We start from the raw sequence: 13,435 nt of genomic DNA, 5'->3' as shown, positions 1-13,435 counted from the left end.
CGTTGGAAGAACTGCGCGGAGCGCAGTTCTTCCACCCTCGGTCCAGGCCGTGCCTGGTCCGGGTCGAGGGGCGGACAGCCCCCGCGGGGTCCGGGGCAGCGCCCCGGCGCTACGGCCTTTCCTGGCTCAGGGCAGGAACATCCGCAGCAGCTCGCAGATCTCTGGATCGAGCGTGCCGCGGTCGATGACGTTCTCCAGGGACTCTGCGTTTGCGAGCTCCTCGGCGTACTGACCGAGGAGGGGGAACCCTTGTGCCGCGAGGGGCGCGAGGAGTTCTTTTCGGGCGAGCACGCGCTCCATGAGCTCGATCTTGCTGCGCAGCACGCCGCCCCAGAGGTCGCGTGCGCGCGGGACGACGCCGAGACGGGTCGACTCGATGAACGTGAAAAAGCCTCGCTCGCTGCGGAACCACTCCTCGACGTGCTTCACGATGCGCGAGTCTTCGAGGAGCAGCGCTTCGCGCTGGGCGAGGATGGCTTCGCGGGAGGGATCGTCGTCCGCGAGCATGGCGAGGTGCGCCTCGATCGCGCCGAGCTCGCCTGGGATCTGCACGAGCCGCCGCCGCCAGATGGGCATCTTTTCCACGAGCACCGGCGCGCCTACGTGCGTCAGCCAGAGGTGTGGCGGCAGCACGCAGCCCATCACGTCGGCGAGCGTCAGCCTTCGCTCGAACTCGGTCACGGCTTGGATGCGTGGGCGGCCGGGCCGTACGAAGAAGGTCGTCGCGCGGATGCCGGCCATGCTCTCCAGCACCAGCGCGGTGGGCATGCCGAAGGCCAGGCCGATCGGGGCGGCGTACTTCTCTGCGGTGTCTTCGTGCGTGAGGGGCGCGGGGGCGCCGTCGGGGCGTGTGCGATCGGTCCCGCCGGAGTGACCGTAGTCGTGCCCGAGGGCTGCGAGCAGATCCCGCGCGAGCACCGATGCGGGGGTGCCGGCTTCGAGCATCCGGCCGAGCGCGTCGCGGAGCACGGCTGCGATCGCGTCGAGGTTCGGGTACACGCGCATGGGCGCTTCCTTCACCTCGTCGGGCAGCGGCGTGGCTTCGGGCCACTCGAGCAGGAGCAGACGCAGCAGCACCTCGTCGTTGTGCAGCGTCCGGTGGAAGGCGTTGTTGATCCGGAGCAGCCGCTCGACGCGGCAGGAGCGGGTCTCGAACACGCGGATCATGCGATCCATCGCGTCGAGGTCCATGGTGAAGCGCTGGGCGGCTTCGAGGTCGATGCCGTCTTCGAGGATGCGGCGGCGGAGCGCGGGCGAGTGGATGGGCCACGCGTTCGGGCTGATGCGCGTCTCGATGAAGGAGCGGAGTGTGGCCTCGTCGCGGCACGCGCTCGCGCTCAGGGCTTCACCACGGCCTCCGCTCATGGCCGAGCACTGTACCTGGATTTGCGCTCTGTGGGCGAATCCTCGGCGAAGGGCCAGGCACCGAATGCCTCACTCATCGATGGCGTCGCGGATGTTGGCCCCCATCAGCTTCGTGCCCGTCCGCGAAGCGCCGCTCAGTGTGCAACGACGGAGGTCCGCATCACGCAGATCGGCGCCGTCGAGCTTGGCCTTCGCGAGGTTCGATCCGGCGAGCAGCGCGGCGCGGAAATTCCCGTTCGTCAGGTCGGCGGAGGTGAAGTGCGAGCGCGAGAGATCGGCGCGGCCGGCGATCACGTTTTGTAGGTTCGCGCCTTCGAACCGGGCCTCGTGCATGCGGGCTTGGCGCAGGTCGGCGCCGTCGAGGATCGCGCCGTCGAGGTTGGCTCGGTCGGCCTGGACGCGGCCGAGGTTTGCGCCTTTGAGGTTCGCCCCCTGGAACTTGGCGCCTTCGCAGGTCGCGCGTGTCAGGACGGCGTTGTCGAGGCGGGCCGACGCGAACGAGGAGCCCGCGAGCGCGGCGTTTTCCCAGGTGGAGCCTTTGGCGTCGATCTCGTGGAAGTTCGTGTCGGTGAGGGCCACGCCTTCGGCGTGGGCTTGATCGAGGCGGGCGCCTTGGAAGCTCGCGCCTTTGCCGCGGGCGTCGACGAGCTTGACCTCGGGCAGGACGGCGCGTTCGAGGATGGCGGCTTCGAGCGAGGCGCCGGTGAAGTCGGCGCTGAGCGCGTCGAGGGCGCGGAAGCTCGCGCCGTCCCAGGTGCCGCGGGCGAAGACGGGGGCGCGGCCGCGGCAGCCGTCGAAGCTCGCGCCGCTGCCGCGGGCGGAGGCGAAGATGGCTTGCTCGATGGAGGCGCCGTCGAAGCGGGCTTTTTCGAGGTGGGCGCGGGAGAGGTCGGCGCCTTTGAGGTCGGCGCTGCGCAGGTCGGCGCCTTCGAGGTCGGCGTCGACGAGGCGGGTGCCGGAGAGGCGTGCGCCTTCGAGGTTTGCGCCGGAGAGCTTGGCGCCGCCGAGGTCGTGGCCGGAGAGGTTTGCGCCCTTGAGGTCGAGGTTCGAGAGGTCGGCGCCGGCGACGGAGAGGCCGTGGAGCGGGTTGCGCTCGCCGGCGCGGAGGCGCGCGAGCACGGTGGCGCGGATGCCGGTCTCCTCGGGGGCGGGGGCCGGCGTCGCAGGCGCGGCCGCGGGCGGCGAAGGCAAGGCCGCGGGCGGCAAAGGCAAGGCCGCGGGCGGCGAAGGCAAGGCCGCGGGCGGCGAAGGCAAGGCCGCGGGCGGCAAAGGCACGGCCGCGGGCGGCGAAGGCAAGGCCGCGGGCGGCAAAGGCAAGGCCGCGGGCGGCGAAGGCACGGCCGCGGGCGGCGAAGGCAAGGCCGCGGGCGGCAAAGGCACGGCCGCGGGCGGCGAAGGCACGGCCGCGGGCGGCAAAGGCACGGCCGCGGGCGGCAAAGGCACGGCCGCGGGCGGCAAAGGCACGGCCGCGGGCGGCAAAGGCACGGCCGCGGGCGGCAAAGGCACGGCCGCGGGCGGCGAAGGCATGCCTCCCGAAGGCGTCGGCACCCGCAACGGCGGTGCTTGCACCATCGGCGGGGGCCCCACGACGGTCGACGGCAGCGGCGGACGCACGCTCCCCGGCGCGCGATCCCCGGCTCCACCTTTCTCGAACGGCGTCGCCGCGCGCTTCGCTTCGAGCTCTGCCAGGTCGATCGCGCGTGTCGCGTGCTCGTCATCGTCCCGGCGGTACGGCCTCGGCGGCGGCGGGGGCGCCGACGGGATGCCCAGCGCGGCACGCGCCTGCGCGGCGGCGCTCGGCGGCGCGTTCATGAAGGGCATCGCCGGGCGCGACGGAGGATCGTCCAGCTCGACGGCGCGCGTGCGCATCAGCGGATCGTCGAAGGGCGTCGCCGGGCGCGACGGCGGATCGTCCAGATCGATGGCGCACGTGCGCATCAGCGGATCGTCGTCCTCCTCGACACGCGGGCGCGGCGGCAGCGGCGGCGTGTTCGGCGGGAGCACCGTCGGCGCGCCGGGGGGCCGCGGCTGGAACGGGAGCACCGCCCGCGAAGCCGATTTCTCGTCCCGAACCGGGAGCGTCGTGAAGATGTCCGCCGCCGGAGCCGGGGCCTGCGCAGCAGGCACGACCGGCGCGGGCGCACGCGCGCGCATCACCTCGGCCGCCTCGGGCCAGCGGATCGGGTTGCCCGGGAGCTCCACGTCCGCGAAGGCGCGGAGCTGGGGCACGGTCTCCAGCCGATCGAACGCGAAATTGCCCCGGAAGACGAGGGACGCGACGAGCCTGTCGGCGTCGATGACCAGGAGATCCGCGACGAGGTCGATCACGCGCCCCTGCCCCGGCCCGCCCGGGCCGACGAGGTACGTACACGCCTTGGCGCGGACCTGCGGCAGCCGCGACTGCACGCGCGGCAGGGTCGGGTGCATGCCGTCGAGGACGATCCACTCCTCGCCGCGGAGAAACTCGATCTGCTGGTCGGGCGGCGCCGGGTTGAACCAGCGGAAGTCGAAGCCGTCGGGGATCTCGGCGACGACGCCGTCGAGCCGCTTCCGGTCGACGTTCCCGAGCAAACGCCGACGATGCGGCCAGTAGCGCCCGTACGGGCCAAAGCCCGCGGCGCGCGTAGGGCCGCGGGGATCCACGAGGTTCGGCAGCGTGGGCGCGCTCGGCGGCACGCCGACGGGGTTGTCGTCGGTCAGGGCGGCGCGCTCGTAGAGGAGCGGCATGCGGTCGAAGGGACGAGGCGCCTGGGGCGCGTTCGCAGCGCGGTCGCCGAAGACGTGGATCGTCTTGTCGAGCAGGCCACGCTCCCGGAAGATCGCGAGGCGGGCGGAGAGCGCGGGGACGGGCCGGCCGCCGGGGGCGTAGGCGTGGCCGGAGAGGAGGACGCCGGCCGAAGGCAGGTACGGCGCGGTCTCGAGGGCCTCGACGACACTCGCCGCCGGGTTCTTGTCGCGGTTCTTCTCCTCGCGGATGAGGTCGAGGGCCGTCGTCGGCCACGCCGTGCGCTCGTGCGTGAGCGAGACCGTGAGCTTGAGGAAGATCGTGGCGCGCAGGACGCCGCCGCTGCGCCAGAGCGTCGAGCCACAAGCGACGGGCTTGAGGGCTGAAACCGGGATCGGGAAAGGTGACGTGGAGGGCACTACCCGCGTTCCTGGTGAAGCGCTTTACGCCGCGCGTAGGAAGGACGGTAGCCCCGGCGGGGAGGCCATGGCAAGCGGTTCCGCAGGGAGGGACCCCGCTCACTTCTCTTTCTTCTTCGCGTCCTTCTCGTCGAGCCGTCGATTCATGTAACCGCGGGATCAGCTCGATCGCCTCGACGTGGTCGGACCTTCGATCAGCACGGGGTGCAGGCGGCGCGCGGCGACCGCGGCGATGGCCGCGTGCATGTCCGCGACGCCGAATGGGCCGACGAGCGTCCCGCGACGAGCAGGACCGGGCGGCCCCGATCGACTTGCTCGGCGGTCGGCGGCCTGTGCTCTTCGGTGGTGGGTGGCAAACCGGGTCGGGTCATGGGTCGAATTCAGTCGAGATACACGAATACGTGGACGGGGGCGCTGTACCGGGGGCCGGCGCGGAGCAGCATCCCGCGACAGAGAATGGAGTTCTTGAGCCCCTCGCGATTGTCCGCGATTCGCACCTCGGGATAGAGGTCCCTTCTTCCCTCGACCACGCGGATGAAGATACGGCCGTACGCGAGGTCCATCGTGCTTGCGCGCAGGACGTTGACCTTGTCTCCGCCGTCGCGGACCATCTCCTTCATCGGGGAGCAAGCCCGATCCCCGGTCCTCTCGTTGCGCATGCACACGATGGCAGACGGGTTCGTTCCCGCGAGATCCCGTTTCCCCTCGGGCAACTCGGCGCCCGTCATGCGTAGGGTCCAGGTACGCTCGGGGAGGGCTTTGTCCTCGCAGCGCCCGGCATTGCATGTGCGCCCGGAGTTACACTTCCCGTCGTCCCCACAGCAAGGCAACCCCAGATCCACGGCGGGCTCGACGACGTTCGGGCCAACCGTCGCCGCGGCGGTGCTCTTTGCGGAGACGTCGATGGGAATCGCGGCCTGCGAATCGTCGGCGGGTTTCCCCTTCATGTACATCCCGAGCGCGAATGCACCCACGCAAGCGGCCACGACGAGCACGAGGAGGAGGGGCCTGGTCGTCCCCCCGGGGCGGGACGGGGCGGACGGCGGCGGAGGCGGCGGAAACTGCGGCACCGAAGGCGAGCGCTCGTATGGCATGGGCGCGGTCCGAGCCACCGGGGGAGGAACCGATGGCGGCGCATGCATCCCCTCGGTGAAGAACATGGGCGTTTGCGCCGAGGTGGGCGGGACATGCGCGGCCGTCGGCGCGCTGTGCGCTTGCGTGATCCCCGGAAGCGAAGCCGATCCGGTTCGCAGCATCTCGTGCAGCGCCCCGCCGTTCGGGGGGCGGCGGTGAGGATCGAGCGCGAGGCACGCGCGCAGGATCGGCACCCAGGGGCTCTCCGGCGCGGGCGGCGGCCATGGGAGGCGTTGCTCCCAGGCGGCTCGATAAGCATCGTAATAGGCTGGCTGGACCGCTTCTGCGGGCAACCCCGTGGGATGCGATCCGAACAGGAGCTCCCACCCGAGCACGCCGAAGGCGAACATGTCGCGGGCAAACCCCTCGCGATCCGGGGACCAGGGCCCAGGAGAGATGAGCTCGGGCGGGAGATACGGCGTCGTGCCGACGACGGCCCCGAACGTGGTGATCGGCGAGGGATTGCCTGCGGGCGCCGAGATCCCGAAGTCGACGAGCTTCACGCCGCCCGGCGTGAAAGGAGCCGACCAGAAGGCGTCCGTGACGAGGACATTGTCCGGCTTCAGATCCCGGTGGACGATGCCGAGCGCGTGCACGTGCGCGAGGACCGCGGCGAGCTGGTCGAGCACAGCGATCCGATACTCGGATCGCATGCGGGGATCCCGGGCCGCAGCGGCGAGGGATTGGCCCTGTATGAGATCAAAGACGAGCCCGATCAGGTCCTCGACCGAGTTTCGGAACAACTCCCGGCACGGCACGAGCCCCGGGTGCGTCACCCCCTGGAGCGCCTGCGCCTCGCGCCATGCGCGCTCCGCGGCCCCCTTCTCGAGCTCGCGGAGCGCGATCAGCTTGAGCGCGCGGGGAGCCCCCTCATCGAGGACGTCGGAGACCTCCCAGACGGATCCCTGCCCTCCCTTTCCGAGGCGTCGCTTCAGCTCGTAACGGTTGACGCGTGATCCAGGTTTGATCTCCACGACTGTGGTTCATACAACAGCACACGGTCGAACGGGAAGAAAGATGCGCGGGAGGCTGATCGCGATCGTGCCGCGAGGGGGACGAACCTGATCGCGGGCACGAGGTTCGGCCGGCGCACGATAGCAAAACGAAAGCTTTTCACGGGTTTGCCAAGGCCGCGGGGGGCGATGGAGCCGGGCACGGAGGGTGCAATCCGGGGTGCGCTCGTCGCGCTTGGACGCGACGAGCATCGGAGGAACCGTGAACGATCGATACCAATTGCAGGAGAAGCTCGGCGAGGGGAGCTTCGGGGCCGTCCACCGCGCTGTCGACAGGGACAGCAGGCGGGTCGTAGCCGTCAAGCTCCTCAAGGACCGCAGCCCCGAGGGGCGAGAGCGGTTCGCCCGCGAGGCGCTCGTGCTCTACGAGGCGTTCGACAATCCGTTCATCGTGGAGTTGCTCGATCACGATCTCGCGGCCCCTCAGCCGTACATCGTCCTCGAATACTGCGATCAGGGCCCCTTGGGGCGGCTGCTCGGGAAGCTGCACTGGCGTTCGACGGCCGTGATCCTGATGCAGGTGATCACGGGATTGCGCGCCATCCATGATCGGAACGGGTTTCATCGGGACATCAAGCCCGACAACCTGCTCGTGACGACCGTGGAATCCGGTACGTTCGTCGTGAAGATCGCCGACTTCGGGCTGGCGAGGATGCCCGGCGTCGGAACCATGATGACGCGGGGGCCCGGAGGAACGCCGGGGTACATCGCCCGCGAAATCCTCATGGGCGAGCCGTTCAGCGCGGCGGCGGACATTTATTCGCTGGGCGTCGTAGCCACCGAGCTGCTCACGGGCACACGCGACGCGTCGGCACTTCGCACGGCGGATGTTCCTCCTGCGTTGCGCGACCTCGTGCTCGCCATGCGGAGCGACACGCCCGAGAACCGTCCCGACGCACGCAAGATCGCAGCGGTGCTCCTGTCGTTGCTCGCTCCACCGTCGGGAAATAGGACCCCGCCAGGCCCCGCGGTACCCCCGGCGCCCCCGGCCCCCCCCAGCTCGGGTCCGTCGTCGCCGCTCGTGATCGGCGGGGCGCTCCTGACGGTCGCAGCACTTGTCGCGCTTGCCGCGCTCGCCGAGGGCCGTCCGGAGTGGGACGCGAGCGTGCGCAGGTACCGGGGAAAGGACGGGCAGTTCAAGAAGGGCTGAGTGGCGCGATCGCGATCACCGCCGCTGCCCCGGAGAGGTGATCGCGATCGGCGCGTGACACGCAGAAACGGCCGTAGAAGGCCGGAAATCGATGGGCACAGCGGATGCAGTGAACGATCGGCGCGCGCCGTGAAGGGCGCGTGCAACAAGCACGAAGGAGATATGACGATGGCGAAGAATCAGCCGAGCCCCAACGATCAGCGTTCGGACGTGAAGAACCCCAACAACCCTGCGTACGAAGACGACCGCCAAAACCGTATCGAGCAGGGGCACCCCAACGTGCCTCCGCCGCCGCAGGGACAGCCCGAGGCCCCCAAGCAGGAGCCCAAGAAGTAGCGGCTTCGCGCGGGGTGCCCTCTGTACGCGGGTACTCCGCGCCTCTTCAAGCAGGACGCTCGGGCGCTCACCCCTTCGAGCGCCCGAGCCGCCCCTTCTTCCGCGCGTCCCGCCGAAACTCGAGGCATTGCCACGATCCCGCCTGGAACTCGCGGCACGTGCTCGCGCGTTCCGCGTAAATCGAGCAGATGCTCCGGCCCTCGGGACGCGTGAAGTAGATGCAGGCGCCCTCGTGCGTCGTCGGGAAGGCCATCATGCCGAAATGGCCCTCGTCCACGCGCTCGGCAAGGTCCTGCCTGCCTGCTCGACGCCAGAGGACGAGGTCGTCCTCCGTCAGGGGGATGTTCCCCGGCCCTGCCTCGCAGCAGGCGCCGCAGCGCGTGCAATCGAGCGGCTCGCCCGTCTCGGGATCGACGGGCGCCTCCCGCTCGGTGGCGAGATCCGGATCGAGCGGGAGGTGCGTCTTTTCCATCAGGCCTTCAGGAAGGGGAGAATCTCGCTCATCACGCCGAGCTCGGCGTTCGTGTACTTGTTGTACCCGCCATACCAGCTCTCCGTCGAGAGCTGCACGAGCCCGTAGCCGCCGTACCCGTCCGACTCGTAGTCCGAGGGCGCGAGGCCCATCGACTGTAGCACGGTCCCGAGCCACTGGTTGTAGACGAGCCCGACGTGCGAGTCGACGAGGTTGTTCCCGTCCGCCTTGCTCGCCGGTTTTCCCAGGTTGCGATAATCGCAATACGTGCCCGTCGAGAAGAACCCGTCGGCGCTGCCCGCCGTGACCACGGCCATCTCGATGGGATCGTGCGTGACGCAGCCCGACTCCTGGGTCCATTGCACGAGGGAATGGTCCAGCACGGAGCCGCCGCTCGCGTCTTGCAATGCGTCCAGCTTGGAGACGAGGTCGAGGTAGACGTCCTCGAAGAAACGCCGGTGCCCCGCGAAGTTGAGCTCGTGCCTCTCGGCGCTCACGTTCGCCTGGTGCGCCACGTCCTGGTGCCAATCGCCGACGTAATTCGAGAAATGGTCGCCGATGTTCATCGTCACGACGCGGCAGGTGTCGCAGGCGAACGCGGCCACGATGACGTCGTTCATGAGCTGCCAGAACCGCTTCTGCGCCTCGGGATCGACCGAGAACGAGGAGCCCCACTCGTCGATCGACGAGCTCGAAGGCGTCTGGATGTCGCCGCACGACGCGCTCACGTTGAGCTTGCGATCGAGCTCGTTCACGCGATCCATGTGGTCGTCGAGCCGCTGCTTGTCTTTCGAGGAGAGGCGGCGGCTCCCGTCCCGCAGGCGCTTGTAATCCGCGAGCACGCGGTCGACGATCGGCGGGCGCGTCTCCGTCGGATCCTGCGGGGGCACGAAGATCTTGTTGAAGAGCGCGAGCGAGTCGTTCTCCGGCGCCACCGCCTGGATCGTGCCCGTCTGGTTGCCGGGGTTCGACCACCCGTGCGACATCCCGCCGCTGCCGATCACGACCGATCGCTCGCGGATCGAGCCGAGATCCGGGTAGAACTTGCTCGACCAGGCGAGGATCTGATCGAGGGTCTGCTTCTTCTTCTCCCAGATCGCCTGGCCGTCCGCGCCGTTGCCGTCATTGTCCGCGTAATTGCCGAGGTGGCCGCCGCGGTGGTGCGCCAGGTAAAACGTGACGTCGAGCCCGCGCAGCACGTTCATCTTTTGCACGAGCGCGCTCGTGAGCTTGCTCGAATCCCCCGCGAGGACCGGGGAGAGCGAGGCCAGCCCATTCGCGGCTTCGAGCGCGAGCGCGCCGCGCCGGACCTCGTGACCGGCATACATCATCGATTGCGTGAGCGTCGCGTCATTCGGGTACATCCGCGGCTGCCAGACGCCGCCGTGTTGCGTCGCGAGCGCGACGAAGCGCTTGGGTCCGCCGGCGGCGAACGCCTCGTCCTTGCCGAAGAGCGAGGGAAGGAACGGGATCGCCAGCGTGAACCCCGCCGCGCCTCGGAGCCACATGCGTCGGTTGAGCTTCTTTACCATGTCCATCTCCAGTTTCCGGGCCGTGTTCACGCACCATCAATCCACGAACGAGCGCATGCGGAACGCCTTGCTCCGCGCGATGGATCGGAGGACGTCCGCCATGGGCTTGCCCTCGTCGAGGGCGAGCTTGACGTCTTCGAGCGCGCAGGCGTCGCGATCGAGGTCCTCCACCCGGCCAAAGGTGAACCGGAAGTATTGCCTGGCGAAACATGCATACGGCTTGGGGCTCGCGGCGATGAGGCTCGTCAGGTCCGCCGCGTTTTTCGCGACCCGCTCGTCGCCGCTCTCCACGCGCGGCACGACCTCCGTGTCCACGCTGGCCGTCCCCACGACGTCGCCCGTCGCCGGATCGAAGAGCGGCTGCTCGGTGCGGACGCGGCCGAGGGAGTCGAAATTCTCCGTGGCGAAGCCGAGCGGGTTGATGACGACCTTGTGGCAACCTGCGCACGCGCCTTGCCCCGTCAGCTCCTCGACGACCTGCCGCGTGGACAGGCTCTCGCTGAGCTGCGGCGGATTCGCGGCGGCGTTCGGCGGCGGCGGCGGGATGTCGTCGCAGAGCAGCGCCTTGCGGAGGAACACGCCCTTCATGATGGGGCGTGTATTCGCCGAGCCTGTCGAAAGGAACGCCGCGCGGGTCAAGAGCCCGACGCGCTCCGGCTCGGTGAATGTCGGCGGCTCGCCGCTCCCCGACCAGACCGGCACGTGATACAGGCTCGCGAGGTCCTCGGTCCGGGCGAACGATTTGCGGCTCGTGAGCAAATCGCGGAACGTGCCCGGCTCCTCGAACGTGTAATAAAGCGCCGCGTCCGTCACCTCGGCGAGCATGTGCTCGCGCAGATCGGGCCCCGGGGTATAGCCAGCGGTGAATGCGTCGAAGAGCGGCGTGCCCACGCGGGCGTCGAGCTCTTCCAGCGTGGTGTTGTCGAGCCATTGCCCGAAGAGCTCGCCCATGGCCACGTGCGTGCGCGGGTCGTTGAAAATGCGCTCGACCTCGGCCTCGTAGCCGGCCTCGGTGAGCAGCGCGCCGCTCCGCGCCGACGCGAAAAGGGCCTCGTCGGGCAGCGTCTGCCAGAAATGGTAGGAGAGCCGCGCGGCGACCTCGTACGCGTCGAGCGGCGCCGTGGAATCACTCCCGTCCTGTCCGTGCTCGACGAAATACATCAGGTGCGGCGCATTCAGGAGGAGCGCGACGACGTCGGCGTAGTCGGCTGCCTCGAAGGGAGCCGCGCCGGCCGGGCCTCGATAAAAGGCCACGTCCTCGTCCGTCACGGGCCTGCGCAGGGCGCGCTCGCCGAGGCGGCGGATCATGTCGTCGAGGCAGGCGTCGTCGTTCGCCGCGTCGGCGTCCGTCGCGCAGGCGCCCGCGAGCTCCGCGAGCCGCGCGGGCGAGGCCGTGAGCGCCTTGCCGATCTCGCCGCCCACGCGATACGCGCCGTCCACGTGCTGCTGCTGGAGCGCCTGATCGAGGCGCGTGAAGCCCGCGTAATGCTTATCCGGGCCGACACGCCGATCGTCCGGGAGCTGCGCGAACAGCGGATCGGCCGCGCCGAGGATCTCCGCGGCCGCAGAGGGCGCCGCGAAGCGCACCAGATCCGACACCGTATTGCGGTATTGCAGGTGGCTCAGCCGGCGCAGCGGCAGCGCCTCCGGCACCGCCTCCGTGTCGCACACGAACGATGTGGGCGTCGAGCCCCCCTCCCCGTCCAGAGGCTCACCAATGAGCCCCGTGCAGGCACCCGTGAGGGCGCCGAGTCCCAAAAGCCATGGCCAGCGTCTTCGCATCATCGAAAAGGACCTCCTGGCAAGAGCGTTCACGAGGCTTTCCCCCGTGAACGAGGGCCCCAACGTATCCGCATCGGCAGGCGCGCGCCAGCGCGTCGAACGGCCGAGACCCGCGCCGCATCGCGCAAAGATGGCATTGTATCCCGCCCCTGGATCCAGGGCTCCGCGTCAAGGCACGTCGCGAGACAGGCCCCTTGACGCGCCGCCGTCGCGCGGATCTCCTTTGCCGCGGAGGATTCTCGGCATGCTCGATTCGGCGGCGTTCGTAGGCAAATATGGGAAGGCGGCGCTCGCTGCGGCGGCGCTCGTGCTCGTCGCTTGTGGGGGCGAGACCGCGGGAGGCTCGGGCGAGGGCGGCAGCGCGGGCCCGGGCGGCGCGGGAGGACAGGGCGGCGGCGGACCGGGCGGCGGCGGGCAGGGAGGACAAGGCGGCGGCATCGTCGACCCGGATCTCGTGCCCATCTTCGTCGCGCAGGGCATGGTCGGCCGGACGGTCGTCTCTTGCGACGACGGAATGACCTGGGTCGGCAACCGCTCCGACGACGACACGTATCCTTGCTTCTCCAGCATCGAATTCGATTGTGATCACCGCCCCGGCGCGGGCCGCGGCATCACCTACGGCAATGGCTTCTTCGTCGCGACGTTCGGCTGGGGCGAGCCCGGCTCGATCCGCCGCAGCAAAAACGGCGTCGACTGGGAGACCGTGCTCGAAGGCAAGACGTTCGCGGGGATCGTGTACGGGAGCGACGTCTTCCTCGCCGGGGAGCGCCCGCCGCAGGTCGCGGACGCGTTCGGCGGGGCGTGGGCCCCGGGCGGCGACGTGGATTCCGAGGTGTGGAACGTGCGCCGGACCGGCTTCGCGCCGCACGACGGAGGACGCTTCCTGCTCGCGTTCAACAGCGGCAATGGCAACGACATCAACGTGAGCAAGGACAAGGGCGCGACCTGGACGCGACCGACCACGCTCCCGGCCGCATGCGCGGGCGACATTCAATGGGCCGGCGGCTTCGCGTACGGCAACGGCACGATCGTCGCCCTCGGCGGCACGGGCGTCGCCTGCCGTTCCCTCGACGGCGGCGACACGTGGACCGCGTCGGACATCGGCGGCGAGGTCGACGCGCGCCTGCTCTGGACCGGCGACACCTTCGTCACGTGGGGCCGGGACGCGGACTACGTCTCGCAGCGGTACACGAGCCCGGACGGCGCCACGTGGACGAAGACGCCGATCCAGGTGCGCAAGAAGAACGCGGACGGCACCACGCAGACGAGCCCCGGGCCCCTCGTCGGTGCCGTGACCCGCAGCGACGGGGGCACGTACGTCGCCGTCAATGGCAACTGGGGGCAATGGTACGACCAGCAGCGGTTTTTCCGAAGCACGGACGGCGTGACCTGGGACGAGCTGCCGGCGGGCGCGTTCCCCGGCAGCCACCCGATCCAGTTCATCACCCACGGCCTCGGCGAACGCAGCGCCGTCTGTCCCTGATGTCCTACCGGGTGTGAAATTCCA

At 69.8% G+C, this 13,435-nt stretch carries 9 protein-coding genes; 3 read left to right on the top strand and 6 right to left on the bottom strand.

What is annotated here, in order from left to right; translation table 11 throughout:
- Window positions 1-126: 126 nt before the first annotated feature.
- The 3 genes from E8A74_RS36080 to E8A74_RS36070 all read right to left on the bottom strand — a co-directional run bounded on the left by E8A74_RS36080 (window position 127) and on the right by E8A74_RS36070 (window position 6,617).
- Window positions 127-1,365: a hypothetical protein gene (locus tag E8A74_RS36080; RefSeq protein ID WP_136933630.1), complete on the bottom strand. Its 1,239-nt coding sequence runs from the start codon at window positions 1,363-1,365 to the stop codon at window positions 127-129.
- A gap of 69 nt (window positions 1,366-1,434) precedes the next feature.
- Entirely contained in the window at window positions 1,435-4,509 is a 3,075-nt protein-coding gene (locus tag E8A74_RS36075; protein WP_136933629.1) for a DUF2169 family type VI secretion system accessory protein, read from the bottom strand.
- A 380-nt stretch (window positions 4,510-4,889) separates the two neighbouring features.
- On the bottom strand, window positions 4,890-6,617 hold the full coding sequence (locus E8A74_RS36070) for a serine/threonine-protein kinase (protein ID WP_136933628.1): 1,728 nt from the start codon (window positions 6,615-6,617) through the stop codon (window positions 4,890-4,892).
- A 241-nt stretch (window positions 6,618-6,858) separates the two neighbouring features.
- On the opposite strand from E8A74_RS36070, the gene E8A74_RS36065 reads away from it, so the two are divergent.
- Window positions 6,859-7,806: a serine/threonine-protein kinase gene (locus tag E8A74_RS36065; protein ID WP_170229630.1), complete on the top strand. Its 948-nt coding sequence runs from the start codon at window positions 6,859-6,861 to the stop codon at window positions 7,804-7,806.
- 168 nt (window positions 7,807-7,974) lie between these two features.
- Window positions 7,975-8,142 (top strand): hypothetical protein, encoded by a 168-nt coding sequence (locus E8A74_RS53130; protein WP_170229618.1) that lies wholly within the window; start codon window positions 7,975-7,977, stop codon window positions 8,140-8,142.
- A gap of 67 nt (window positions 8,143-8,209) precedes the next feature.
- Here E8A74_RS53130 and E8A74_RS53125 read toward each other — a convergent pair whose 3' ends face one another.
- Genes E8A74_RS53125 through E8A74_RS36050 form a run of 3 tightly spaced genes read right to left on the bottom strand, consistent with a single transcriptional unit; the run spans window position 8,210 to window position 11,931 of the window.
- Window positions 8,210-8,614 carry a YkgJ family cysteine cluster protein gene (locus tag E8A74_RS53125; RefSeq protein ID WP_170229629.1) on the bottom strand — a complete coding sequence of 135 codons (405 nt, stop codon included), beginning with the start codon at window positions 8,612-8,614 and terminating at the stop codon, window positions 8,210-8,212.
- Window positions 8,614-10,146 (bottom strand): DUF1552 domain-containing protein, encoded by a 1,533-nt coding sequence (locus E8A74_RS36055; RefSeq protein ID WP_170229628.1) that lies wholly within the window; start codon window positions 10,144-10,146, stop codon window positions 8,614-8,616. The genes E8A74_RS53125 and E8A74_RS36055 overlap by 1 nt, the downstream gene beginning before the upstream one ends.
- Window positions 10,147-10,182: 36 nt before the next feature.
- Window positions 10,183-11,931, bottom strand: coding sequence for a DUF1588 domain-containing protein (locus E8A74_RS36050; protein ID WP_136933625.1), 1,749 nt, complete (start codon window positions 11,929-11,931; stop codon window positions 10,183-10,185).
- Window positions 11,932-12,172: 241 nt separating this feature from the next.
- Here E8A74_RS36050 and E8A74_RS36040 point away from each other — a divergent pair, with 241 nt between their 5' ends.
- Entirely contained in the window at window positions 12,173-13,411 is a 1,239-nt protein-coding gene (locus tag E8A74_RS36040; RefSeq protein ID WP_211365523.1) for a beta propeller repeat protein, read from the top strand.
- Window positions 13,412-13,435 lie beyond the last annotated feature (24 nt).

This window comes from Polyangium fumosum (assembly GCF_005144585.1).
GTDB lineage: Bacteria > Myxococcota_A > Polyangia > Polyangiales > Polyangiaceae > Polyangium > Polyangium fumosum.
This window is presented reverse-complemented; position numbering and strand designations above follow the sequence as displayed.